A 22,661-nucleotide genomic window follows, 5' to 3' on the forward strand; every position below is an offset into this window, starting at 1 on the left:
AATACGAAGTTGTATTAGCCAGGGTCCAAGCATAAAAAAACCCCGGTTAACCGGGGTTCTTTTTAAGTTCGGTCTCAGCCTTTGTAGGCGGCAACCGACTTGGTGATCGCTTCGCGGGCGGCGTCTGCGCCGGCCCAGCCTTCGATCTTGACCCACTTGCCTTTTTCGAGGTCTTTGTAGTTCGCGAAGAAGTGCTCGATCTGCTGGATCAGCAGTGGTGGCAGGTCGGTGTATTCCTTCACATCGACGTACAGTTGCGACAGTTTGTCGTGGGGTACTGCGATGACTTTAGCATCGCCGCCGCCGTCGTCGGTCATGTTCAGGATGCCGACTGGACGGGCGCGGATGACCGAGCCTGGAGCCACTGGGTAAGGGGTTACGACCAGCACGTCGAGGGGGTCGCCGTCGTCGGCCAGGGTATTGGGGATGTAACCGTAGTTGGCCGGGTAGAACATCGGGGTGGCCATGAAACGGTCAACGAACAGGCAATCGCTGTCTTTGTCGATTTCGTATTTGATCGGGGCGTGGTTGGCCGGGATTTCGATCGCGACGTAGATGTCGTTCGGCAGGTCTTTGCCAGCCGGAATCTTGCTGTAGCTCATTGGGCGGTGCCCCCGTTAGTTGACCAGATGACTGGTCGGATTGACCAAAAAGTGGCGGCGATTATAGGCATATTCGGCCGCTGTTGCCACGCTACCAGGGTCTTGGGCTTTGCCCTAGACCTTAGTATGACGCCTGATAGACCGGATCTTCGGCCTGAAGTTGCCGCAGCCGGGCCAACGGATCCTGGCGGTAAAACGCCTTGAGCTGTTCATACACCCGAGGATAGGCCTGGTGCAGCAGATCCGGGGCGCTGAAGAAGTATTCGCTGGTGACGGCGAAGAACTCGGCGGGGTTTTCGGCGGCATAGGGATCGATGGCGGTCTCTGCGTCGGGGTTGTGGTCGAGTTGGCGGTCCAGATCATCGAATGCATGTTGCATGGCGTCGGCCCAGTCGCTGACGCGCATGTCGGCGTGCAGCGGTGGCAGGCCGTTGGCGTCGCCGTTGAGCATGTCGAGTTTGTGCGCCAGTTCGTGGATCACCAGGTTGTAGCCGTCCCAGCCGCCGCTGGCCATCACGCCGTCCCAGGCCAGGATGATTGGGCCTTGGGGCCAGGCTTCGCCGCTGTGTTCGCCGTCCCACTCGTGCTCGATGCCGCTGGCGTCGCGGTAGCGCTGGGGGCTGAGGAAGTCGTCGGGGTAGAGGACGATTTCGTGGAAGCCCTGGTACCAGTTCAGGTCGCCGAGGTGCATCAGCGGCAATTGGGCCTGGGCGGCAAGCAGCAGGCGTTGTTCCTGGTGCAGTTCGACGCCGGGCAGGGCGGTGAGGTGTTTGTCGTGCAGGAACAGTACGCAGGCTTCACGCAGCCATTGGTCTTCTTCGGCGCTGATGCCGTCGAGGAAGCTCAATTGCTGGCGCACCCGTTGCCAGGTGTCCTCGGCCACGGGGTGTTTGGCGAGGGCGCGTCGGCGGCGCCAGTTGCTCAAGGACCACATGGAGCGATCAGCGCGTTTCGGCTTTTGAGCCGCGCTGGCTCATCTTGCTGCGCACCAGGCCAATGATCATCGGCAGCAACGACAGCAGGATGATGCCCACCACCAGCAGCGACAGGTTTTGCTTGATGAAGGGCACGTTGCCGAAGAAGTAGCCGAGGGTCACCAGGCCGCCAACCCATAGGATGGTGCCCAGGACGCTGAAGCCGAAGAAACGTAGGTAGTTCATCTTTCCGACGCCGGCGACGAAGGGCGCGAAGGTGCGGATGATCGGCAGGAAGCGCGCCAGGGTCACGGTTTTGCCGCCGTGTTTATCGTAGAAATCGTGGGTCTGCTGCAGGTAGTCGCGGCGGAAGATTTTCGAGTTGGGGTTGCTGAACAGTTTTTCGCCAGCGGTACGGCCGATGAGGTAGTTGGTGCTGTCGCCGAGGATGGCCGCGAGCATCAACAGGCCCCCCAGCAGTACCGGGTCCATGGCGCCACCGGCGGCTACGGCGCCGGCGATGAACAACAGGGAGTCGCCCGGCAGGAACGGCATGACCACCAGGCCGGTTTCACAGAAGATCACCAGGAACAGGATGGCGTAGATCCACGTCCCGTAGTTGGTCACCAGCATGTCGAGGTAGACGTCGAGATGCAGGATGAGGTCGAGGGGGTTGAAATCCATGTGTAACACCTTGGTGGCGGCCCGACTCGGCGGGGCTGGTGGGTCTGGCTTTGAGTATGGGCTACAGGGTGTGTAGCTTTTTCTTACAAGCAGGGAAGAGCGGCATTATACGGTGGGGATTGTGAAGCGCGTGTTGAGTTTGTAGCGGGGGATTTCCAAGGGGACTGGCTGGATGAGGCGTGGCTCGGACCGATTTTGTGGCGAGGGAGCTTGCTCCCGCTGGACCGCGTAGCGGTCCCAAAGCAGGCAGCTCGGTCGGCCTGATGTACCGCGTGCTCAGGTTTTGGGGCTGCTGCGCAGCCCAGCGGGAGCAAGCTCCCTCGCCACGAGGGTTTCACTCAGTCACAAGGTTTCACTTGGCCACAGAGGCTTCATCTAGCCGCAGGGGTCAAAGCCCTTCGCTGATTGGCAGCACGTAGTTCTTGAACTCGGAGTCTTCCTTGAAGCCGATCGACTCGTAGGTTTTCTGCGCGACGTCGTTGTTGCTGCTAGTGGAGACGCGCATGCGGACGGCGTTGGTTTCCTTGGCCATTTTTTTTGCGGTGCGGATCAGGTTGTCGGCGACGAGTTGGCGGCGGGCGTCTTCGGCGACGTAGATGTCGTTGAGGATCCACACGCGCTTGAGCGACAGTGACGAGAAGCTGGGGTAGAGCTGGCAGAAACCGAGCAACTTGCTGTCGTCATCATCCGGCAGGGCCAGGTAGATCACCGACTCTTTGCGGCGCAGGCGTTTTTCCAGGAAGGCCCGGGACGAGTCCGGAAAAGGCAGCGAGCCGTAGAATTCCCGGTATTTGACGAACAATGGGGTCAGCAGGTCCAGGTGTTCCAGCGTCGCTTGGATAATCCGCATGGTAGGTCTCGTCTGCAAAGGTCGACATCAAGTCTGACAACAACGGCGGACTGCCGTGCCCAGATGCTGCCTGAAAGCGGATCAAAAGCGCAATTGCATGACAGGTTCAGCTTGGGGGCGGCGCCAGTAGGAAATTACCTTTCATATCGGCACCGTTTTCCGCCTCTAAAGTGTTTACCTGGGCTTCGTCCTTCAGATTGACCCCCGAGAGCTGTCGGCGACAGGCCTCGCGCATCAGATAGATCAGGCGATGGGCCGCCATGCCATAGCTCAGGCCTTCGAGGCGCACGTTGGAGATGCAGTTGCGATACGCATCGGTCAGGCCGACCTTGGGGGCGTAGGTAAAATACAGCCCCAGGCTGTCGGGGGAGCTGAGGCCGGGGCGTTCACCGATCAGGATCACCGACATTTTTGCGCCGAGCCGCTGCGCCACTTCATCGGCCACCGCGACGCGGCCCTGTTCCACCAAAACGATGGGCGACACAGACCAGCCTTCGGCGGCGATCTGTTCTTCCAGGCGCGCCAGGAACGGCAGCGTATGGCGATGTACCGCCAGCGCTGACAGCCCGTCAGCCACCACAATGACCAAGTCCACACCGCCGGGATGGGCGGCGGCGTAGTCCTGAAGGATTTGCGCGGAGGCGTCGTCGAGCCGTCGACCCAGATCCGGGCGTTGTAGATAGCTATTGCGGTCGCTGGCTGCGCTGTGGAGCAACAGGCTTTCACGGCCACGCTCAGTCAGTTGTGCGCGGATGCCCTGGTGATCGAACGCCAGGTGCACAGCATCGCGGGCCTGGGCGTGGGCGAATTGGAAGTCCAGTTGCGCCGAGGTGGGTAGGCTGGTGCCGGTGCGGCCCAGGGCGATGCGCGCCGGGGTGAGGTTGCGCAGGTTCAGCCAAGGGTTTTGCGAGTCGACGGGGTTTTTATCCATGGGCAGGTCTCTTATCCCAAATGCGCGAGGGCGTGACGAAACGCCGGTGGCAGGTTGTCGCCGAACCGCACCCGGCCATCGGCCTGAGTGAAGATGCCCATGTTCGCCAGCCAGGTTTCGAATTCCGGCGCGGGCTTGAGGCCCAGGGTCTGGCGGGCATAGAGGGCGTCGTGGAACGAGGTGGTCTGGTAGTTGAGCATGATGTCGTCGGAGCCGGGGATGCCCATGATGAAGTTGATCCCGGCCACGCCCAGCAGGGTCAGCAGGGTGTCCATGTCGTCCTGGTCGGCTTCGGCGTGGTTGGTGTAGCAGATGTCGCAGCCCATCGGCACGCCGAGCAGCTTGCCGCAGAAGTGGTCTTCGAGGCCGGCGCGGATGATTTGTTTGCCGTTGTAGAGGTATTCCGGACCGATGAAGCCTACAACCGTGTTCACCAGGAACGGGTTGAAATGTCGCGCCACGGCGTAGGCCCGCGTCTCGCAGGTCTGTTGATCGACGCCGTGGTGGGCATTGGCCGACAGCGCGCTGCCTTGGCCGGTTTCGAAATACATCAGGTTGTTGCCCAAGGTGCCGCGATTCAGGCTGAGCCCTGCGTCGTAGCCTTCCTTCAAAATGTTCAGGCTGATGCCGAAACTGGCGTTGGCCGCTTCGGTGCCGGCGATGGACTGGAACACCAGGTCCAGGGGCACGCCCCGGTTCGCCGCTTCGATGGAGGTGGTGACGTGGGTCAGCACGCAACCTTGGGTGGGGATGTCGTAGCGCTGGATGATGGCGTCGAGCATTTCCAGCATGGCGCAGATCGAGGCGGTGCTGTCAGTGGCCGGGTTGATACCGATCATGGCGTCGCCGTTGCCGAAGAGCAGGCCGTCGAGGATGCTCGCGGCGATGCCGGCGGGTTCGTCGGTGGGGTGGTTGGGTTGCAGGCGCGTGGACAATCGCCCGCGCAGGCCGAGGGTGCCGCGAAACTTGGTCACCACGCGGATTTTCTGCGCCACCAGCACCAGGTCTTGCACGCGCATGATTTTCGACACGGCGGCGACCATTTCCGGCGTCAGGCCAGGAGCCAGTGCCCGCAGGCTCTGTTCGTCGGCGGCTTCGCTGAGCAGCCAATCGCGAAAACCGCCGACCGTGAGGTGGCTGACGACGGCAAAAGCTTGTTTGTCGTGAGTGTCGACGATCAAACGGGTGACTTCGTCGGCCTCGTAAGGAATCAGCATTTCTTGCAGGAAATGGCTGAGGGGCAAGTCAGCCAGGGCCATTTGCGCGGCCACGCGCTCGCCATCGTTGAGCGCGGCGATCTCGGCCAGGAAATCCCCGGAACGCGCCGGGCTGGCCTTGGCCATCAGGTCTTTGAGGCTGTCGAAGCGGTAGGTCTGGGCGCCGACCGTGTGTGCAAAACTGGCCATACAGGTTCTCCGTGACGGCGCCGCTGGGCGGCGCCGTGTTTTTCGGCACGTTACGGCTTAGTGCAAGGCTTCTTCGGCTTTTTGAATGGCCGCGAATTCCTCTTCGGGCGTGCCTGCGACCAAGTGATGCCGACTGTAGAAAGCAAAGTAAGCAATTAACACTCCATAGATGATCGCGGCGCCGATCACCACCCGAGGATCGACCAGGAAGCCCGCCACCACGGCGATACACGCCAGCACCAGCGCCACGCCCGAGGTGAAGATGCCGCCCGGCGTGCGGTATGGCCGGTCCATTTTGGGGCGACGGATGCGCAGGGTGATGTGCGCGGCCATCATCAGCACGTAGGAAATGGTCGCGCCGAACACCGCCACCAGAATCAGCAGGTCGCCCTGGCCGGTCAAGGACAGGCCGAAACCGATGATGCCGGGGATGACCAACGCCAGGACCGGCGCTTTGCTTTTATTGGTTTCCGAGAGTTTGCGCGGCAGGTAGCCGGCGCGGGACAGCGCGAATATCTGCCGCGAGTAGGCGTAGATGATCGAGAAGAAACTGGCGATCAAACCGGCCAGGCCGACCAGGTTGACGAAGTTGCCCATCCAGGTCGAGCCGCCGTAGGCCTTGGCCAGGGCTTCCACCAGTGGGTTGCCCGACGCCATCAGCGCGTTGGAGCCCGCGCCGCCCGGGCCGATCACCAGAATCAGCAGGGCAAAGGCCACCAGCACCAGCATCGCGCCGATCAGGCCGCGCGGCAGGTCGCGCTTGGGGTTCTTGGTTTCTTCAGCGGCCAGCGGCACGCCTTCCACGGCGAGGAAAAACCAGATCGCATAAGGGATGGCCGCCCAGACGCCGACGTAGCCGAACGGCAGGAACGAACTGGCCCCAGCGGCCTCGGTGACCGGAATGTCCAACAGGTTGGCGACGTTGAAGTGCGGCACCATCGCCACCAGGAAAACCCCCAGTGCCAGGGCGGCGACGGCGGTGATGATGAACATCAGCTTGAGGGCTTCTCCGACGCCGAAAATGTGGATGGCAATGAAGATGATGTAGAACGCCAGGTAGATCATCCAGCCGCCAATGCCGAACAGCGACTGGCAATAGGCGCCGATGAACACGGCAATCGCCGCCGGGGCAATGGCGTATTCGATCAGGATCGCGGTTCCCGTGAGGAATCCGCCCCAAGGCCCGAATGCGCTGCGGGCAAAACCGTAGCCGCCGCCGGCGGTGGGGATCATCGAAGACAGCTCGGCGAGGGAAAAACACATGCACAGGTACATCGCGGCCATCAGCAGCGTGGCGAGGAACATCCCACCCCAGCCGCCCTGGGCCAGGCCGAAGTTCCAGCCAGCGTAGTCGCCGGAAATGACATAGGCCACGCCCAGGCCCACCAGCAGGACCCAGCCCGCCGCGCCTTTCTTCAGTTCACGTTGTTGGAAATATTCGGAGCCGACTTTTTCGAAATCGACCGAGGACGTTGCCGGTTGCGGGGTTGCATGATCGCTTGGCATAAGGGTTCACCTGTTTTTATTTTTTTTGGCCCTGTGAAGCGGGCTTGCTCATGACGCGTGATTCAGTTGTAGCTGTGCTGGATGTGCCGCCGCCATCGCGAGCAAGCTCTCTCCCACAGTGGATCGGTTCCAACCCTGAAGAAGAGTTATCCACAAATCCCTGTGGGAGCGAGCCTGCTCGCGAAGGCAATCTAAAGGGCGAAGCAGGGTTGCCTGCCTCGCCCTATTTTACTTAGAAGAACCCCAGCGGATTGATGTCGTAGCTCACCAGCAGATTCTTGGTCTGCTGGTAGTGGTCGAGCATCATCTTGTGCGTCTCGCGCCCGACGCCGGACTTCTTGTAGCCACCGAACGCGGCGTGGGCCGGGTACAGGTGGTAGCAGTTGGTCCAGACGCGACCGGCCTTGATCGCCCGGCCCATGCGGTAGGCGCGGTTGATGTCGCGGGTCCAGAGGCCCGCGCCGAGGCCGAACTCGGTGTCGTTGGCGATCGCCAGGGCTTCGGCTTCGTCCTTGAAGGTGGTGATGCTCACCACCGGGCCGAAGATTTCTTCCTGGAAGACGCGCATCTTGTTGGTGCCCTTGAGCAGGGTCGGCTGGATGTAATAACCGCTGGAAAGGTTGCCTTCGAGTTTCTCCACCTGGCCGCCGGTCAACAGTTGCGCGCCTTCGCCCTTGGCGATTTCCAAGTACGAAAGAATCTTGTCGAATTGCTGCTCGGATGCCTGGGCGCCGACCATGGTGTCGGTGTCCAGCGGGTCGCCGCGCTTGATCTGCTCGATTTTCTTCATCACCACTTGCATGAATTCGTCGTAGATCGACTCCTGCACCAAGGCGCGGGATGGGCAGGTGCAGACTTCGCCCTGGTTGAAGAACGCCAGCACCAGGCCTTCGGCGGCTTTTTCGATGAAGCTTGGCTCGGCCTGCATGATGTCTTCGAAGAAGATATTCGGCGACTTGCCGCCCAGTTCCACGGTGGACGGGATGATGTTCTCTGCGGCGCATTTCATGATGTGCGAGCCCACCGGGGTGGAACCGGTGAAGGCGATTTTGGCGATGCGCTTGCTGGTGGCGAGGGCTTCACCGGCTTCCTTGCCGAAACCTTGCACCACGTTCAGCACGCCCGGTGGCAGCAGGTCGCCGATCAGTTCCATCAGCACGCAGATGCCCAGCGGGGTTTGCTCGGCCGGCTTGAGTACCACACAGTTGCCGGCGGCCAGAGCCGGAGCGAGTTTCCAGGCGGCCATCAGCAGCGGGAAGTTCCACGGGATGATCTGCCCGACCACGCCCAGTGGTTCATGGATGTGATAGGCCACGGTGTTGCCGTCGATCTCGGCGGCGCTGCCTTCCTGGGCTCGCAGGCAACCGGCGAAGTAGCGGAAGTGGTCGGCTGCCAATGGGATGTCGGCGTTGAGGGTTTCACGCACGGCCTTGCCGTTGTCCCAGGATTCGGTGATCGCCAGGGTTTCGAGGTTCGCTTCGATGCGGTCGGCGATTTTCAGCAGGATCAGCGAACGGGCCTGGACCGACGTAGCGCCCCAGGCATCAGCGGCGGCGTGAGCGGCATCCAGGGCTTTGTCGATGTCTTCGGCCGTGGAGCGCGGGAATTCGGCAATGGGCTGGCCATTGACCGGCGAAGTGTTGGTGAAGTACTGACCTTTGACAGGCGCGACGAACTCGCCGCCGATGTAGTTACCGTATTTGGCCTTGAACGAAACGATAGCGCCTTCAGTACCGGGGTGAGCGTAACGCATGATGAGTTCTCCTTGGCTTTTGTGCTTATTAGGGAGCCGCGCAAATTCGCGCTGGTACTTAAGCCTAGAGCAAAGGTTGGGCCATTGCCTTGCAGGGCCCGGAAATCAAGACTTTGGGAGGAATTCGTCAGACAAACGGAGGGGCTGTGTCACGGTTGCGATACGCAGGGTGTGACAGTTTGTGCCATGGCTGAGACAGTCTGTGACCGGCAGGTCGCGCCAGCATTGCAAAGGCGGTTGGGCTGGAGGATGCTGGGCCTCACGAAGTTGGCCTGCTCAGCATTGTGGCGAGGGGATTTATCCCCGCTGGGCTGCGCAGCAGCCCCCAAAGCAGCCAACTCGATCAATCTGATCCACCGCATGCTCAGGTTTCAGGGCTGCTGCGCAGCCCAGCGGGGATAAATCCCCTCGCCACAGGTTAAGTGTCGAGCACGGGTTAAATGTTAAACAGTTGCTCCAGTGAGGCAGGTCCTTCAGGGGAGAACAATAAGAAATGCACAGCAACCATTTGAGTCGCCATGCCCAGCAAGTCTTGACGGTCACCCAGGGCAAGGCCCATTTGCAGGGGCCTGGCAGCGATCCGTCGATTGCCCGTTCCTGGCTGCGCTGCCTTGAGGACTATCACCTCGACCCGGCGCAGAACCTGGCGCCGACGGTGCTTGAACATGGCCGCGTGCTGGAAAGCCGCGAGCGTTTGCAGCAAGTGCTGCATATCGCCGGCACGGAAATGACCAGCCTGCATCAGCAACTCTCCGGCGCCGGCCACGCTGTGCTGCTCACCGACGCTCGGGGCGTGATCCTCAACTGCGTCACTGCCCCCAGCGAGCGGAAGATTTTCGAGCGGGCCGGCCTTTGGCTGGGCGCCGACTGGAGCGAAGCCTGCGAAGGCACCAACGGCATCGGCACCTGCCTGGTGGAACGCCAAGCCCTGACCATCCACCAGGAAGAACATTTTCGCGGCCGTCACACCGGCCTGACCTGCTCGGCGAGCCCGGTGTTCGACCCTCATGGCGAACTGCTGGCGGTGCTCGATGTGTCCTCGGCCCGGCCAGACGTGTCGCGCCAGAGCCAGTTCCACACGATGGCCCTGGTCAATCTCTCGGCGAAGATGATCGAGAGCTGTTATTTCCTGCGTTGCTTCGACAATCAATGGTTGCTGCGCTTCCACTTGCAGGCCGAGTCCGTGGGGCTGTTCAGCGAAGGGCTGATGGCGTTCGACGGCGAAGGGCGGATCTGCGCGGTGAACCAGAGCGCGCTGAACCTGCTCGGGCACATTCGTGGCGGCTTGCTTGGTCAGCGGGTCGAAGACTTTTTTGATTGTTCCCTGGATGAGCTGATGGGCCGGGCCAGTGCCCAGGCCAGCGCCAGTTGGCCGTTGCGCACCCGTGACGGCCGACATCTGTTTGCCGTGTTGCGCGGCCAGCCGCGTAGCGTCCCGGCCCCGGTCGCGCCGGCCCTCAAAGTCATCGAGTCGGCACGTCTGCCGGGGATCTGCCTGGGGGATGCGGCGTTGCAGGAACATTTTCGCAAGGCACTGCGGGTCTACGAACGCGATGTGCCGCTGCTGATCCACGGCGAGACCGGCTCCGGCAAGGAGGCGTTTGCCAAGGCTGTGCACCATGCCAGCCAGCGCGCCGAGAAAAACTTCGTCGCCCTCAACTGCGCCGCGATTCCAGAAAGCCTGATCGAAAGCGAGCTGTTCGGTTATCGCGGCGGCACCTTCACCGGCGCGAGAAAAGAGGGCATGCGCGGCAAGTTGCAACAGGCCGACGGCGGCACGCTGTTTCTCGATGAAATCGGCGACATGCCGCTGGCCTTGCAGACTCGCTTGCTGCGGGTGCTGGAAGATCGCCTCGTGGTGCCCATCGGCGGCGAACCCGAGGCGGTGAACGTGCGCATCATCAGCGCCACTCACCGGCAATTGCTCGACCGGGTGCGCGATGGCAGTTTTCGCGAGGATCTGTATTACCGCCTCAATGGCTTGGAAATCCCGTTGCCGGCGTTGCGTGAGCGCAGTGACAAATCTCAGCTGCTGGATTTCCTGTGGGCTGAAGAGAGCGGCGCCGAGACGGTGTTTATCGACGAACCGGCGCGCCAGGCATTGCTGGGCTTCGACTGGCCGGGCAACGTGCGGCAGCTGCGCAATGTGCTGCGTACCCTCGCTGCGTTGTGCGACGGCGGGCGGATTGGTTTGGAAGACTTGCCGGCGATGATCCGTCAATGCCCGGTGGAGCAGGTAGAAGCCCCGACAGAACACCCGCTGGAAGATGCCGAGCGACTGGCGTTGCTCGATGCGCTGGAGCGCCAGCGCTGGCATATGACCCACACAGCTGAACAGCTGGGGATCAGCCGCAATACCCTCTACCGCAAACTGCGCAAGCACGCGATTGCCCGATAACCGCGTCGCGGCCCTTCGCGAGCAGGCTCCCTCCCACGGTGGATCTCGGTGCGAAGGCTAAACACAAGGTGCGATTTTCCCCTCCCTACGCTAACCTGCGGCCATGTTTACGAGGTCGATTATGCACATCCATATTCTCGGTATTTGCGGCACTTTCATGGGTTCGATGGCGGTTTTGGCGAAGGAATTAGGCCATCACGTGACGGGTTCCGACGCCAACGTCTATCCGCCCATGAGCACTCAGCTGGAAGCCCAGGGCATCGAGTTGACCCAGGGCTATGACCCGGCACAGCTGGACCCGGCGCCGGACCTGGTGGTCATCGGCAACGCCATGTCCCGTGGCAACCCGGCGGTGGAGTACGTGCTCAACAAAGGCCTGCCGTACGTGTCCGGGCCGCAATGGCTGGCCGACCATGTGCTGCAGGGCCGTTGGGTCCTGGCCGTGGCCGGCACCCACGGCAAGACCACCACCAGCAGCATGCTCGCCTGGGTGCTGGAGCACGCGGGCATGAGCCCGGGCTTCTTGATCGGTGGCGTGCCGCAGAATTTCTCGGTGTCGGCGCGCCTGGGTGGCACGCCGTTCTTCGTGATCGAGGCCGATGAGTACGACAGCGCATTTTTCGACAAGCGCTCGAAGTTCGTCCACTACCGTCCACGCACGGCGATCCTTAATAACCTCGAGTTCGATCATGCGGACATCTTCCCCGATTTGCCGGCCATTGAGCGGCAATTCCACCATTTAGTGCGCACCATCCCCAGCGAAGGCCTGGTGATCCACCCGACTACCGAGCCGGCGTTGCAGCGCGTCACTGAAATGGGCTGCTGGACGCCGGTGCAAACCACCGGTGCGGGCGGTCAGTGGCAGGTCAAGCTGCTCAAGGATGACGGCTCTGAGTTTGAAGTGATGTTCGAAGGCCAGCCCCAAGGCGTGGTCGAGTGGGACATGACCGGCCAGCACAACGTCGCCAATGCCCTGGCGACCCTGGCGGCGGCCCGGCATGTCGGCGTGGTGCCGTCCATGGGCATCGCCGCGTTGAGCGCGTTCAAAAGCGTGAAACGGCGGATGGAAAAGGTTGCCGAAGTCCGCGGCATCACCATTTACGACGACTTCGCCCACCACCCGACGGCTATTGCCACCACCCTCGACGGCTTGCGCAAGCGCATCGGTGATGCGCCGTTGATCGCTATCATCGAGCCGCGCTCCAATTCCATGAAGCTCGGTGCCCACCGCGACGGCTTGCCGGAAAGCGTGGTCGATGCCGACCAGGTGATCTGGTATGCGCCGGCCAACCTGGGTTGGGATCTGGCCGCCACCGCCGCGCTGTGTACGGTGCCGTCGATTGTCAGCGATTCCTTGGAAGGCATCATCGAACGCGTCAAAAGCCAGGCCCAGCCCGGCACCCACGTGGTGATCATGAGCAATGGCGGCTTCGGCGGCCTGCACGGCAAACTGGCCGAGGCGCTGAAATGAACACTCGCTTGCAGGGCAATGGCCCGGAACGCATCACGCTGGCGATGACTGGTGCGTCCGGCGCCCAGTACGGCTTGCGCTTGCTCGATTGCCTGGTGCGCGAAGACCGCGAAGTGCATTTCCTCATCTCCAAGGCCGCGCAACTGGTGATGGCCACCGAGACCGACGTGACCTTGCCACCCAAGACCCAGATGATGCAGGCCTTCCTCACCGAGTACACCGGAGCGGCGGCGGGGCAGATTCGTGTGTATGGCAAGGAAGACTGGATGTCGCCGGTGGCCTCCGGCTCCGGCGCGCCAGCGGCGATGGTGGTGGTGCCGTGTTCCACCGGGACGCTGTCGGCGATTGCCACCGGTGCCTGCAACAACCTGATCGAACGGGCGGCGGACGTCACGCTCAAGGAGCGTCGCCAGTTGATCCTGGTGCCCCGGGAAGCGCCGTATTCGAGCATTCACCTGGAGCACATGCTCAAGCTGTCGAACATGGGCGTAACCATTTTGCCGGCCTCGCCGGGTTTCTATCATCAGCCACAGACCATCGATGACCTGATCGATTTCGTGGTCGCCCGGATCCTCAACCTGATGAACATTCCCCAAGACATGCTGCCACGTTGGGGCGAGCATCATTTGAGCAGCGATGAATAAGCTGCTGGCGGTGTTGCTGGCGTTGCAACTGACCGGTTGCGCCACCGCCCGCACCCTCGACGCCGCCAAGCCGGGTGCGCCGGTGGTGTACGCCGGGACGCGCCTGGATCTTTATGCGCTGAACGGCGGTTGCTGCGCCAAGGACCGCTTTGGCGCTGAGGCGCCGAGCTATCCGGGCCTCGATCTGCCTGGGAGCGCGTTGCTCGATACTTTGTTGTTGCCGTTGTCGTTGTTTACGGCGTTGGGTGTGGGGTTCCAGGCGACTGGGGGGTTGTAGCAAGCAATTGCCTCACAACCTGTGGCGAGGGCGCTTGCTCCCGCTGGGCTGCGGAGAAGCCCCCAGCTTTTTCCCCTGAGATCCAAGGCGACTGCTGCGCAGTCGAGCGGGAGCAAGCTCCCTCGCCACTATGCATCCACGCAGGCGCTACAGAATCATTTCCCAAGCCTGCGCAACTCATCCGACTCCACCACCCGCACCCCATCCTGCTCTTCCAGCGCCAGACGCCACATGGCCCGGGCCAGTTGGCAGGCTTCGATACCGTGGTACTTGCCGGGAATCAGCTTGGACAACGGCCCGGCCAGTTGCTCGGCCAGGCGCGGTTCAACCCGCTCGCCGAGCAGCAGGGAAGGGCGGCAGATGGTCAGTTGCGGCCAATCCTGGGCCTTGAGGGCCGCCTCCATTTCGCCTTTGACCCGGTTGTAGAAGATCGACGACTTCGCGTCGGCATTCAACGCACTGATCACGATGAGATGCCGCGCGCCCAGCTCCCGGGCGCGTTTGGCGAAGGCCACCACCAGGTCCAGGTCCACGGCGCGAAACGCCTGTTCGGAGCCGGCTTTCTTGATGGTGGTGCCGAGGCAGCAGAAGGCGATGTCGACCGGGCCTTCGAGCCGTTGCAGCAACTCGGCCGGTTCCCCAACCGGATTTTCCAAGTGCGGATGCTCGGCCAGTGGCCGGCGGGAAGGCGCCAGTACCCGGGTGATGGTCGGCTCATTGAGCAGCCGATCCAACAGATGTTCCCCGGTCAATCCGGTCGCGCCGGCGAGCAAAACATGCTGAGGCGTCAAGTACATAGTGTCTCCCCCTTGATACGGTTCAGCTTAGTTGCTCTTTTTGCCCTCGTCGTTCAATGCAGCACTTCGCAATGCTTTTCGCGCTTGTTGCTTGCGCAGCAATTGCCAGTGGGACAGCACCGTCCTCGGCGCCCAGATCTGCGGTTCCGAGGCTTCGAAATTGTCCGCCTGCTCGCGTTCGGCAACGATGCCCTTGGCGCGCTTGAACGCTTGCTCCAGGTCGTCGGTCTGGTTCAGCGCCTGGGCGAACAGGGCGTCGCCGAAATAAGTGAAGTTGGCCTCCTCGGAGCAGCCGAATGACACCCGGTCGGCCCGGGACGCGGTCATGATCAACGTGCGTTCATCCTTGAGCGCCGGAATGAACCCACCGGAATAACAGGCCGAGATCACCACGATCTTGTCGCGATGCTTGAGCGGCGCCAGGACAACGGCCAATTCGTCGGCGGGCAGGTCGGCCAGTTCCATGCGAGGTTGGTCGAGCACCAGTTCGTGCTCGCTGGTGCCGTGGCTGGTCAGGTAGATGAATATCAGGTCTTCCGGGCCGCTGCGCTCGGCCAAAGTGACGGCGGCGCGGCGCAGGCTTTCGCGGCTGGCCATGGGCCGGTCGCTGAGGTGATCGCGGTGGTTCACCAGGCGGATCTGGCCGGTCGCGCCGAAACGGCTGGCAAGCATATTGGCAACGTAGTCGGATTCACGCAGGAACACGCTCTGCTTGCCGTCGCCGCCCAGGGTCAGGCTGTACAGTTCCACCTCAGGCGTCGACGCGGGGATATCGGCCAGCGCTTCGTCGAGCAGTCGGCCTTGGGCCAGGATGCCGCGTTCGAGCACGTCCGGCAGCAGCTTGCCGTCGGCGTCGCGTATCCGCAGGCCGTTGGCCCAGGTGCCGCTTTGCACCGTGCCGTCGGTCAGTACCAAGGTGCCGCGCCCGTGGTAGCTGTCGCTTTCGAACTGGCCCACGTAGAAGCTGCCATCGGGCAGGTTGAGGCGGCCCTCGCCGGTGAAGCGCCATTCGTTGAACTGGCCGAGATAATGACTGCCGTCCGCGCCAATCAGTTCGCCTTTGCCGGTCAGCGCGCCGTCCTTGAACTGGCCGATCCAGACATCGCCGTCGGCATTTTCATAACGCCCCCGACCGTTGAGTTGGTTGTTGCGGAAACCGCCGATGTAGACGTCGCCTTCGGCACTGTTGAATGTGCCCTTGCCCTGGAGCTGGCCGTCGACGAAATGCCCGGTGAACTGGTTGCCGCTGGCATCGAAGCGCTGGCCTTCGCCGTTGGGCTTGCCGTTGGCGAACGGGCCTTGATACTGGCTGCCATCGTCGAGTTCGAGGCGCCCGAGGCCGGAGTAACGGTCGGCCTTGAATTCGCCCCGGTAGGTCATGCCGTTTTCCTTGAGCGTCCCTTCGCCGTCCCGCCGGCCTTGCTTGAAGCCGCCTGTGTAGCTGCTGGTCGGTGTGGTCAGGCTGCCCTGGCCATGGAACAGGCCTTGCTCGAATTGGCCGCGATAGACTTCGCCATTGCTGCCGTGCCACTCCCCGGTGCCGTGCCACTGGCCCTTGTCGAACTGGCCGGCGTACCAGCTGCCGTTGGGGTAATCGATGCGTCCCTGGCCTTGCAACAGGCCGTCCACCAGGTCGCCGCGATAACGCCCGCCATCGGGCAGGCGTGCATCGGGAGGCAGCAGCGATTCGCCATCGCCGCAGGCTGTGAGCAGGAGGGCCAGGGTCAGGGGTACAAGTGCGCGCATAACGGGATCCAGGTAATCAGGCGACGAGTATGCCGCAGCTATGCGCGTTGACGCGATGCGAAACTGCATGAGCGGTTTCGCGACCGCGAGGGTCTACACGAAGCAGAGCGACAGTGGCTCGGCGATGTAGGCCGGTTTTTCCGAACCTTCGATTTCCAGCGTGGCGGTGGCCTTGAGCAGCCATTGGCCAGGTTTTTTCTCGGTCACGTCCACCAGATCGACCTTGAGCCGGACCTTGGAGTCGACCTTCACCGGCTGGATGAAGCGCACGCTGTCGAGCCCGTAGTTGACGACCATCTTCACACCCTCGGGCAGGATCAGGATGTCTTCCATCAATTTGGGCATCAGCGACAGCGACAGGAAACCGTGGGCGATGGTGCTGCCGAACGGGGTCTGCGCGGCCTTGACCGGGTCGACATGGATGAACTGGAAGTCGCCGGTGGCTTCGGCGAACAGGTTGATGCGGTCCTGGTCGATGGTCAGCCAGTCGGAACATCCCAGTTCCTTGCCGACATAATCCTTGAGCGCTGTAACGGGAACGTAGGGCATTGAGACTCTCCTTGGTTCATCTGTCCTGCTTTTATGGAACGGGGGTCTGCGCCCCCGAGAACCACTGTAGATCAACATGGCCGACCGGGAAGGTCATCGACCATGCTTTTTACGAATGCCGAACCATAGCGTGGGCGTGCTTATAATGCCGGCGCATTCTTTGAACACGTGTTGCGGGGGAAAGAGCGGATGTTGCTACGGGGCCTGACCTGGCTGGTGCTGTTCCAATTGCTGGGCACTGCCATCAACCATTTGTTCCTGCCGATCCTGCCGGGGCCGATCGTTGGCCTGCTGCTGATGCTGGGCTACCTGATCACTCGCGGCGAAGTCAGCGAGCCGTTGAACCTGGCCGCCAGCAGCCTGTTGCGCTACCTGCCGTTGCTGCTGGTGCCGCCGGCGGTTGGGGTGATGGTCTATGCCCGGGCGATCGCCGCCGATTTCTGGGCGATTGTCGGTGCGCTGATGTTGTCGTTGGTCCTTTCGGTGGCGTTGACGGGCGTGATGATGCAGCGCCTGGCCCGGCGCCACAGTGTCGAGCCGGAGGACGCCCCATGATGTTCGATTGGCAAGGCACCTGGACCTCGGTCATCCATCACCCGCTGTTCGGCATCGGCATTACCCTGGGCGCCTATCAATTGGTGCTGGCGGCGTTCGAGAAGACTCGCTGGGTGTTTCTTCAGCCGGTATTGATGTCGATGCTGGTGTTGATCGCCGTGCTGGTGGGCTGCGGCATCAGTTACGCCGAGTATCGCAAGAGCACCGAGATCCTGAGCATTCTGCTGGGGCCGGCAACCGTGGCCCTGGCGGTGCCGTTGTACTTGAACCTGCGGCGAATCCGCCAATTGTTCTGGCCGATTTTTACTACGCTGGTGGTAGGCGGGGTGTTCGCCACCGGTTCCGCGGTGGTGCTGGGCTGGGCGTTTGGCGCCGAGCACATGATCCTCATGACGATGGCACCCAAGTCGGTGACGTCGCCGATCGCCATGCTGGTGGCCGAGCAGATTGGCGGCGTGGCGGCCATGGCGGCGGTATTCGTGCTGATCACCGGTGTGCTGGGGGCGATCCTGGGGCCGAGTATTTTGACCCGATGGGGTGTCCACAGCCCTGAAGCGCGGGGCATGGCCCTGGGCCTGACCGCCCACGCGGTGGGCACCTCGGTGGCGTTGCAGGAAAGCGAGGAGACCGGCGCCTTCGCGGCCCTGGCGATGAGTTTGATGGGCGTGGCCACGGCGGTGCTGCTGCCGCTGGTGGTGTCGATGACTGTTTAAGGAATGGGTTATGAGCTTGCCGCTGTTCCCGTTGAACACTGTGTTGTTCCCCGGTTGCACTCTTGATCTGCAAATCTTCGAGGCGCGTTACCTCGACATGATCGGGCGCTGCATGAAAAAAGGCGAAGGTTTTGGCGTGGTGTGCATCCTCGATGGCGAGGAAGTCGGCATTGCGCCCGATGGCTACGCGCGGGTCGGGTGTGAAGCGCTGATCACCGATTTTTCCCAGCAGGAAAACGGTTTGCTGGGGATCCGCGTGCAAGGCGCACGGCGTTTCCTGGTGCACAGCACCAGCGTCCAGGCGGATCAGCTCACCGTGGCGCAGGTCGAGTGGCTGGAGGACGAGCCGGAACAACCGTTGCAAGATGAAGATGCCGACCTGGTGGCGCTGCTCAAGGCCCTCGCCGAACACCCGATGGTCGAGGCGCTGAACATGGGCACCGAAGCCAAGGGCCAACAGTCCCTCGCCAATCAGTTGGCCTATCTGCTGCCGTTCAATGAGCTGGACAAGATCGACCTGCTGCAACTGGACGACCCGCAACAGCGGCTGGATGCGATCCAAGCGCTGTTGGATGAATTACAGGGCGAACTGTTTGCCTGACATCAATAGGCATACCGCAACATCGCATGCGGCAGGTGCCGCAGGGCGAAGAAGCTGAAGGCCGCCAACAGCGCCGGCAGGACCAGCCACCAGACTCTTGGCGACATGGCGCGCAGCGGTTCCTGGCGCTGGGTCAGCCACAGGACGGCGGCGCAGACGGTGGCGGCGAGCATGGCGCCGGCAACGATGTCGCTCGGCCAATGCGCCCCGAGGTACACCCGCGACAGGGCGATGGCCAGGGCCGGCAATGCGCCTAGCAGCAGCCAGGTCAAGCGCAGGCGCGGCGGCTGTCCCCGGCCGGCCAGCACGGCGAGGGTCAGGAACAGCGCGAATGCGCCAGAAGCATGGCCGCTGGGCATGCTGTAGCTGGTCAACGGTTCGCTCAGGATCTCAGGGCGCACGCGGGCGAAAAACAGTTTGGAGCCGGTGTTGGCCAGGGCCGTGAGCAGCATCGTGCCCCCGGCAAAGATTGCCTGGCGCCATTGGCGTCCCAATAACAACAGTCCGGTAACCAGGGCGCTGAAGATCAGCATGTAGCGGAATTCGCCGATCAGCGTGAAGGTCACGGCGATTTCATCCAGCGTTGCGCTGCGATGTTCCTGGACCAGGGCAATCAGGCCCTGGTCGAAAGCCGTCAGGTAGCGAAAACCAGTGAACAGGCCGATCAGGATGGCCAGGCCAACACCCGCGATGATTGCCGAGGCATGACGGTGACGACGCAGGCTGCTGTTGACGCTCAGGCCGAGCATCACCGCGATGCTGCCGATGACGACGCCGGCTTGTGGCCAGAAGCCTTCGGGCAGTGGCAGGCGGAACGCCGCTCCGGTGGCCCAGCCGGGAAGCAGGTAGGCAACGGTCCAGCCTGCCGCCGCCACCACGCTGACGACCGCGAAGCGTGGGAACGGCATGTCGCACATCCCGGCCACCATCGGCAGCATCGGCCTCAGCGGGCCGATGAAACGCCCCACCAGCAGGCTGGCGATACCGTAGCGCTGGAAATAGCTTTCCGCTGCGCTCATCCATTCCGGATGTTGTCGCAGCCCCGGCAGGCGCCGGATGTTCTGGTGGAAATGCCGTCCGAGAAAGTACGAAACCAGATCCCCCAGCAATCCGCCGAGAAGGCCCAGCAGCAAGGTTTCGCCCAGGGACAACGCCCCACTGCCGGCCAGCACCGCGATGGCGAACAACAACACCGTGCCCGGCACAATCAACCCGGCAATGGCCAGGCATTCAACGCAAGCGACGACAAACACCGCCACCGCCAGCCATTGTGGGTTGACGGTCAGCCAGCCGGTAATGCTATCGAGCCATTGGCCCATAAAGACAACTCCATTGAATATTGATGGGCATGCACGGCGTTGTGTTCAGGACAGCAAAACATAATCCCGGCCCTCGACCTGTCCGCGCCGCATCGGGTTGCGGGTACACCATTGCGCGTAGGCGGCATCGACGAAGCGGTAGGGCAGGTGTTCGTCTCGTCCCAGTGGAATGCCCAGGCGAGTGGTCTGGATCACATTCACCGTCGGCACGCCCACATCTTCCACCAGCAGCCGTTCAGGGTCGAAGCGTTTGGCGTCCCAGTCCGGCACTTTCAGGCCCAGGGCCTTGCACAGCAAGGTCTGGCCGGCACACAGCTTTTGTGGCGCGCGTGGTCGGCCTTGGGCGTCGGGATTGTTGAGGAGCATCTGCGCCAGGCTGTCCGGGCCGCTGATGGCATCCACCCAGGGATACGCAGACTTGATCAACACCGCATTACCCGGGCCTTGCGCACTGAAATTCAGTGAATCGCCGCCCCGGGCGTAATACATATAGATGTGTCCGCCATCGAGAAACAACGCCCTGCGCTTTTCCGTATAGCCCAGGGAGGCGTGGCTGCCTTTCTCGGCGAAGTAATAGGCTTCGGTCTCGATGATCCGCGCACTGAGCCACAGGCTGCCGACCTTGTGCCGAATGACCTTGCCCAGCAGGTCCCGGGCGAGCACCTGGGCGTCGCGATCAAAAAAAGCGTGTGGCAAAGCGATGGGTACGGAAGGCGAATCGGTCATGTCGATGGACGAAGTAAGGCCAAAAGTAGCGCGATGATAACAATGGAAAGCTTAATTACCGCTGAACAATCACGGAAACATTCGCGTTCGATGGCTGTTTTGCGCCTCCGCCGGTCACCGCTGTGAGTCCATGCTGTTAGTCGAGGGTTACGACAGCTATAATCTGCCGCTTTCCTCTTTGCCAAGACCACACAGACCATGACTGAGTCCGTTCTTGACTACATGACCCGCCTGGGTCGCGCCGCCCGCGAAGCGTCGCGCGTCATCGGCCGTGCCAGCACCGCGCAGAAAAACCGCGCCTTGCAGGCCGCCGCCAACGCGCTGGACGCGTCTCGCGCCGAGTTGTCCGCCGCCAATGAGCTGGACCTGGCCGCTGGCCGGGCCAATGGTCTGGAGCCGGCCATGCTCGAACGCCTGGCGCTGACACCGGCGCGCATCGACGGCATGATCGTCGGTCTGCGCCAGGTCGCGGCACTGCCGGACCCGGTCGGGGCGATCCGCGACATGAGCTATCGGCCATCGGGTATCCAGGTCGGCAAGATGCGCGTGCCCCTGGGCGTGGTCGGGATCATCTACGAGTCGCGGCCGAACGTGACCATCGACGCCGCGAGCCTGTGCCTGAAGTCCGGTAACGCGACCATCCTGCGTGGCGGTTCCGAGGCGATCCATTCCAACCGCGCCATTGCCGCCTGCATCCAGCGTGGCCTGGCCGAAGCCAACCTGCCGGCCGCCGTCGTGCAAGTGGTGGAAACCACCGATCGCGCCGCGGTCGGGGCGCTGATCACCATGCCCGAGTTTGTGGACGTCATCGTGCCCCGCGGCGGCAAGGGCCTGATCGAGCGCGTCAGTCGCGACGCCCGCGTGCCGGTGATCAAGCACCTGGACGGCATCTGCCATATCTACGTCAGCGCCCACGCCGAATTGCCGAAGGCCCAGCGCATTGCCTTCAACGCCAAGACTTATCGTTATGGCATCTGCGGTGCGATGGAAACCCTGCTGGTGGACCAGGCCGTAGCCAAGGATTTCCTGCCGTCGATGGCTGCCCAGTTCCGCGAAAAAGGCGTCGAGCTGCGTGGTTGCGAGCGCACGCGGGCAATCATCGAGGCCATTGCGGCCACGGAAGAAGACTGGGATACCGAATACCTGGCGCCGATCCTGTCGATCCGCGTGGTCGATGGGCTCGACCAGGCGATCGAGCATATCAACCGTCATGGCTCCCATCACACCGACGCCATCGTCAGCGAACACCAGGGCGAAACCCGGAGTTTCGTGGCGCAAGTGGACTCTGCTTCGGTGATGATCAACACCCCGACCTGCTTCGCCGATGGCTTTGAATACGGATTGGGTGCCGAGATCGGCATTTCTACTGATAAGCTGCACGCCCGCGGTCCGGTGGGCCTCGAAGGCCTGACCTGCGAGAAGTACATCGTGGTCGGTGACGGCCAGTTGCGCGGACAGGAGCCGGCCTGACTTGGGCGACCTCGACCCACTGGCCTCTATGACGATGCCCGTTGTGACGGCGATCGCGCCAAAGCGCATTGGTATCCTGGGTGGCACATTCGACCCGGTGCACATCGGCCATCTGCGCGGTGCGCTGGAAGTCGCCGACGCGCTGGCCCTCGATGAGTTGCGCCTGACGCCCAGCGCCCGGCCGCCTCATCGGGACACGCCGCAGGTGTCGGCCCGGGATCGCCTGGCGATGGTCGAGTGCGCGGTGGCCGGCGTGGCGCCGTTGGTGGTGGATGCCCGCGAATTGCAGCGGGACAAACCGTCCTACACCATTGATACCCTGGAGCTGATGCGTGCCGAACTGGCCGCTGATGCCCAGGTTTTTCTGCTTCTGGGCTGGGACGCTTTTTGCGGCCTGCCCACTTGGCATCGCTGGGAAGAGTTGCTCCAGCATTGCCACATCCTGGTGCTGCAACGCCCGGATGCCGACAGCGAACCGCCGGATGCCTTGCGCAACCTGCTGGCGGCGCGCTCGGTGAGCGACCCGCTGGCCCTCAAGGGGCCGAGCGGACAGATTGCATTCGTCTGGCAGACGCCGCTCGCGGTATCCGCCACCCAGATCCGTCAACTGCTGGCCAGCGGTAAGTCGGTACGTTTCCTGGTGCCCGACGCGGTCCTGGCCTACATCGATGCGCACGGGCTGTACCGTGCGTCGAACTGAACAAGGCGTGCTCCGCCGACACGAATCCACGTGTACCGAGCACCCGAAC

Annotated in this window: 22 protein-coding genes; 9 read left to right on the plus strand and 13 right to left on the minus strand. The window is 62.5% G+C overall.

What is annotated here, in order from left to right:
* Positions 1-74: 74 nt before the first annotated feature.
* The 8 genes from ppa to exaC all read right to left on the minus strand — a co-directional run bounded on the left by ppa (position 75) and on the right by exaC (position 8,646).
* On the minus strand, positions 75-602 hold the full coding sequence (ppa, locus tag DOCECA_RS25700; protein ID WP_003205933.1) for an inorganic diphosphatase: 528 nt from the start codon (positions 600-602) through the stop codon (positions 75-77).
* A 121-nt stretch (positions 603-723) separates the two neighbouring features.
* Positions 724-1,536: a M90 family metallopeptidase gene (locus tag DOCECA_RS25705; RefSeq protein WP_420767355.1), complete on the minus strand. Its 813-nt coding sequence runs from the start codon at positions 1,534-1,536 to the stop codon at positions 724-726.
* A 7-nt stretch (positions 1,537-1,543) separates the two neighbouring features.
* On the minus strand, positions 1,544-2,200 hold the full coding sequence (locus tag DOCECA_RS25710; RefSeq protein ID WP_434562106.1) for a DedA family protein: 657 nt from the start codon (positions 2,198-2,200) through the stop codon (positions 1,544-1,546).
* 388 nt (positions 2,201-2,588) lie between these two features.
* The gene (locus DOCECA_RS25715; RefSeq protein ID WP_420767353.1) at positions 2,589-3,050 is read right to left on the minus strand and encodes a GNAT family N-acetyltransferase; all 462 of its coding nucleotides are present in this window, start codon (positions 3,048-3,050) and stop codon (positions 2,589-2,591) included.
* A gap of 106 nt (positions 3,051-3,156) precedes the next feature.
* The gene (gene eutC, locus DOCECA_RS25720) at positions 3,157-3,981 is read right to left on the minus strand and encodes an ethanolamine ammonia-lyase subunit EutC (protein ID WP_434562108.1); all 825 of its coding nucleotides are present in this window, start codon (positions 3,979-3,981) and stop codon (positions 3,157-3,159) included.
* An 11-nt stretch (positions 3,982-3,992) separates the two neighbouring features.
* Entirely contained in the window at positions 3,993-5,387 is a 1,395-nt protein-coding gene (locus DOCECA_RS25725; RefSeq protein ID WP_434609367.1) for an ethanolamine ammonia-lyase subunit EutB, read from the minus strand.
* Positions 5,388-5,444: 57 nt separating this feature from the next.
* On the minus strand, positions 5,445-6,893 hold the full coding sequence (gene eat, locus DOCECA_RS25730) for an ethanolamine permease (protein ID WP_434609370.1): 1,449 nt from the start codon (positions 6,891-6,893) through the stop codon (positions 5,445-5,447).
* A gap of 232 nt (positions 6,894-7,125) precedes the next feature.
* Positions 7,126-8,646: an acetaldehyde dehydrogenase ExaC gene (gene exaC / locus DOCECA_RS25735; protein ID WP_434562114.1), complete on the minus strand. Its 1,521-nt coding sequence runs from the start codon at positions 8,644-8,646 to the stop codon at positions 7,126-7,128.
* 493 nt (positions 8,647-9,139) lie between these two features.
* Here exaC and DOCECA_RS25740 point away from each other — a divergent pair, with 493 nt between their 5' ends.
* The 4 genes from DOCECA_RS25740 (at position 9,140) to DOCECA_RS25755 (ending at position 13,436) form a co-directional block, all read left to right on the plus strand.
* The gene (locus DOCECA_RS25740) at positions 9,140-11,044 is read left to right on the plus strand and encodes a sigma-54-dependent Fis family transcriptional regulator (RefSeq protein ID WP_445571271.1); all 1,905 of its coding nucleotides are present in this window, start codon (positions 9,140-9,142) and stop codon (positions 11,042-11,044) included.
* A 121-nt stretch (positions 11,045-11,165) separates the two neighbouring features.
* Entirely contained in the window at positions 11,166-12,515 is a 1,350-nt protein-coding gene (gene mpl / locus DOCECA_RS25745; protein ID WP_445571272.1) for a UDP-N-acetylmuramate:L-alanyl-gamma-D-glutamyl-meso-diaminopimelate ligase, read from the plus strand.
* On the plus strand, positions 12,512-13,159 hold the full coding sequence (ubiX, locus tag DOCECA_RS25750) for a flavin prenyltransferase UbiX (RefSeq protein WP_420767346.1): 648 nt from the start codon (positions 12,512-12,514) through the stop codon (positions 13,157-13,159). Before mpl ends, ubiX begins: the two co-directional genes overlap by 4 nt.
* Complete coding sequence (locus DOCECA_RS25755; RefSeq protein WP_045157038.1) at positions 13,152-13,436, plus strand: YceK/YidQ family lipoprotein; 285 nt, start codon at positions 13,152-13,154, stop codon at positions 13,434-13,436. Before ubiX ends, DOCECA_RS25755 begins: the two co-directional genes overlap by 8 nt.
* Positions 13,437-13,591: 155 nt before the next feature.
* On the opposite strand, the gene DOCECA_RS25760 is transcribed toward DOCECA_RS25755, so the two are convergent.
* The 3 genes from DOCECA_RS25760 to DOCECA_RS25770 form a co-directional block, all read right to left on the minus strand.
* Positions 13,592-14,233, minus strand: coding sequence for an oxidoreductase (locus DOCECA_RS25760; protein ID WP_420767345.1), 642 nt, complete (start codon positions 14,231-14,233; stop codon positions 13,592-13,594).
* Positions 14,234-14,260: 27 nt separating this feature from the next.
* Positions 14,261-15,979 carry a C13 family peptidase gene (locus DOCECA_RS25765; RefSeq protein ID WP_420767344.1) on the minus strand — a complete coding sequence of 573 codons (1,719 nt, stop codon included), beginning with the start codon at positions 15,977-15,979 and terminating at the stop codon, positions 14,261-14,263.
* A gap of 93 nt (positions 15,980-16,072) precedes the next feature.
* Complete coding sequence (locus tag DOCECA_RS25770) at positions 16,073-16,528, minus strand: MaoC family dehydratase (protein WP_039594307.1); 456 nt, start codon at positions 16,526-16,528, stop codon at positions 16,073-16,075.
* Between the two features lie 189 nt (positions 16,529-16,717).
* On the opposite strand from DOCECA_RS25770, the gene DOCECA_RS25775 reads away from it, so the two are divergent.
* Genes DOCECA_RS25775 through DOCECA_RS25785 form a run of 3 tightly spaced genes read left to right on the plus strand, consistent with a single transcriptional unit; the run spans position 16,718 to position 18,397 of the window.
* Complete coding sequence (locus DOCECA_RS25775) at positions 16,718-17,083, plus strand: CidA/LrgA family protein (protein WP_434609378.1); 366 nt, start codon at positions 16,718-16,720, stop codon at positions 17,081-17,083.
* The gene (locus tag DOCECA_RS25780; protein ID WP_445571273.1) at positions 17,080-17,796 is read left to right on the plus strand and encodes an LrgB family protein; all 717 of its coding nucleotides are present in this window, start codon (positions 17,080-17,082) and stop codon (positions 17,794-17,796) included. The genes DOCECA_RS25775 and DOCECA_RS25780 overlap by 4 nt, the downstream gene beginning before the upstream one ends.
* Positions 17,797-17,806: 10 nt before the next feature.
* Complete coding sequence (locus DOCECA_RS25785) at positions 17,807-18,397, plus strand: LON peptidase substrate-binding domain-containing protein (RefSeq protein ID WP_420767340.1); 591 nt, start codon at positions 17,807-17,809, stop codon at positions 18,395-18,397.
* A 2-nt stretch (positions 18,398-18,399) separates the two neighbouring features.
* Here the strand turns inward: DOCECA_RS25785 and DOCECA_RS25790 are convergent, their stop codons facing one another.
* Positions 18,400-19,716, minus strand: a complete 1,317-nt coding sequence (locus tag DOCECA_RS25790) for a bifunctional DedA family/phosphatase PAP2 family protein (RefSeq protein ID WP_434609381.1) — start codon at positions 19,714-19,716, stop codon at positions 18,400-18,402.
* A gap of 45 nt (positions 19,717-19,761) precedes the next feature.
* Complete coding sequence (locus DOCECA_RS25795) at positions 19,762-20,442, minus strand: DNA-3-methyladenine glycosylase (RefSeq protein WP_445571274.1); 681 nt, start codon at positions 20,440-20,442, stop codon at positions 19,762-19,764.
* A gap of 198 nt (positions 20,443-20,640) precedes the next feature.
* On the opposite strand from DOCECA_RS25795, the gene DOCECA_RS25800 reads away from it, so the two are divergent.
* Positions 20,641-21,912 carry a glutamate-5-semialdehyde dehydrogenase gene (locus DOCECA_RS25800; protein WP_445571275.1) on the plus strand — a complete coding sequence of 424 codons (1,272 nt, stop codon included), beginning with the start codon at positions 20,641-20,643 and terminating at the stop codon, positions 21,910-21,912.
* 28 nt (positions 21,913-21,940) lie between these two features.
* Positions 21,941-22,612, plus strand: a complete 672-nt coding sequence (nadD, locus tag DOCECA_RS25805) for a nicotinate-nucleotide adenylyltransferase (RefSeq protein ID WP_162488984.1) — start codon at positions 21,941-21,943, stop codon at positions 22,610-22,612.
* The last annotated feature ends 49 nt before the right edge of the window (positions 22,613-22,661 follow it).

Source organism: Pseudomonas sp. E102, assembly GCF_052660185.1.

Excerpts from the sequence above, each read along its gene's own strand:
- ppa (WP_003205933.1), bottom strand. The coding sequence starts at position 602 with ATGAGCTACAGCAAGATTCCGGCTGGCAAAGACCTGCCGAACGACATC.
- DOCECA_RS25705 (WP_420767355.1), bottom strand. The coding sequence starts at position 1,536 with ATGTGGTCCTTGAGCAACTGGCGCCGCCGACGCGCCCTCGCCAAACAC.
- DOCECA_RS25710 (WP_434562106.1), bottom strand. The coding sequence starts at position 2,200 with ATGGATTTCAACCCCCTCGACCTCATCCTGCATCTCGACGTCTACCTC.
- DOCECA_RS25715 (WP_420767353.1), bottom strand. The coding sequence starts at position 3,050 with ATGCGGATTATCCAAGCGACGCTGGAACACCTGGACCTGCTGACCCCA.
- eutC (WP_434562108.1), bottom strand. The coding sequence starts at position 3,981 with ATGGATAAAAACCCCGTCGACTCGCAAAACCCTTGGCTGAACCTGCGC.
- DOCECA_RS25725 (WP_434609367.1), bottom strand. The coding sequence starts at position 5,387 with ATGGCCAGTTTTGCACACACGGTCGGCGCCCAGACCTACCGCTTCGAC.
- eat (WP_434609370.1), bottom strand. The coding sequence starts at position 6,893 with ATGCCAAGCGATCATGCAACCCCGCAACCGGCAACGTCCTCGGTCGAT.
- exaC (WP_434562114.1), bottom strand. The coding sequence starts at position 8,646 with ATGCGTTACGCTCACCCCGGTACTGAAGGCGCTATCGTTTCGTTCAAG.
- DOCECA_RS25740 (WP_445571271.1), top strand. The coding sequence starts at position 9,140 with ATGCACAGCAACCATTTGAGTCGCCATGCCCAGCAAGTCTTGACGGTC.
- mpl (WP_445571272.1), top strand. The coding sequence starts at position 11,166 with ATGCACATCCATATTCTCGGTATTTGCGGCACTTTCATGGGTTCGATG.
- ubiX (WP_420767346.1), top strand. The coding sequence starts at position 12,512 with ATGAACACTCGCTTGCAGGGCAATGGCCCGGAACGCATCACGCTGGCG.
- DOCECA_RS25755 (WP_045157038.1), top strand. The coding sequence starts at position 13,152 with ATGAATAAGCTGCTGGCGGTGTTGCTGGCGTTGCAACTGACCGGTTGC.
- DOCECA_RS25760 (WP_420767345.1), bottom strand. The coding sequence starts at position 14,233 with ATGTACTTGACGCCTCAGCATGTTTTGCTCGCCGGCGCGACCGGATTG.
- DOCECA_RS25765 (WP_420767344.1), bottom strand. The coding sequence starts at position 15,979 with ATGCGCGCACTTGTACCCCTGACCCTGGCCCTCCTGCTCACAGCCTGC.
- DOCECA_RS25770 (WP_039594307.1), bottom strand. The coding sequence starts at position 16,528 with ATGCCCTACGTTCCCGTTACAGCGCTCAAGGATTATGTCGGCAAGGAA.
- DOCECA_RS25775 (WP_434609378.1), top strand. The coding sequence starts at position 16,718 with ATGTTGCTACGGGGCCTGACCTGGCTGGTGCTGTTCCAATTGCTGGGC.
- DOCECA_RS25780 (WP_445571273.1), top strand. The coding sequence starts at position 17,080 with ATGATGTTCGATTGGCAAGGCACCTGGACCTCGGTCATCCATCACCCG.
- DOCECA_RS25785 (WP_420767340.1), top strand. The coding sequence starts at position 17,807 with ATGAGCTTGCCGCTGTTCCCGTTGAACACTGTGTTGTTCCCCGGTTGC.
- DOCECA_RS25790 (WP_434609381.1), bottom strand. The coding sequence starts at position 19,716 with ATGGGCCAATGGCTCGATAGCATTACCGGCTGGCTGACCGTCAACCCA.
- DOCECA_RS25795 (WP_445571274.1), bottom strand. The coding sequence starts at position 20,442 with ATGACCGATTCGCCTTCCGTACCCATCGCTTTGCCACACGCTTTTTTT.
- DOCECA_RS25800 (WP_445571275.1), top strand. The coding sequence starts at position 20,641 with ATGACTGAGTCCGTTCTTGACTACATGACCCGCCTGGGTCGCGCCGCC.
- nadD (WP_162488984.1), top strand. The coding sequence starts at position 21,941 with ATGACGATGCCCGTTGTGACGGCGATCGCGCCAAAGCGCATTGGTATC.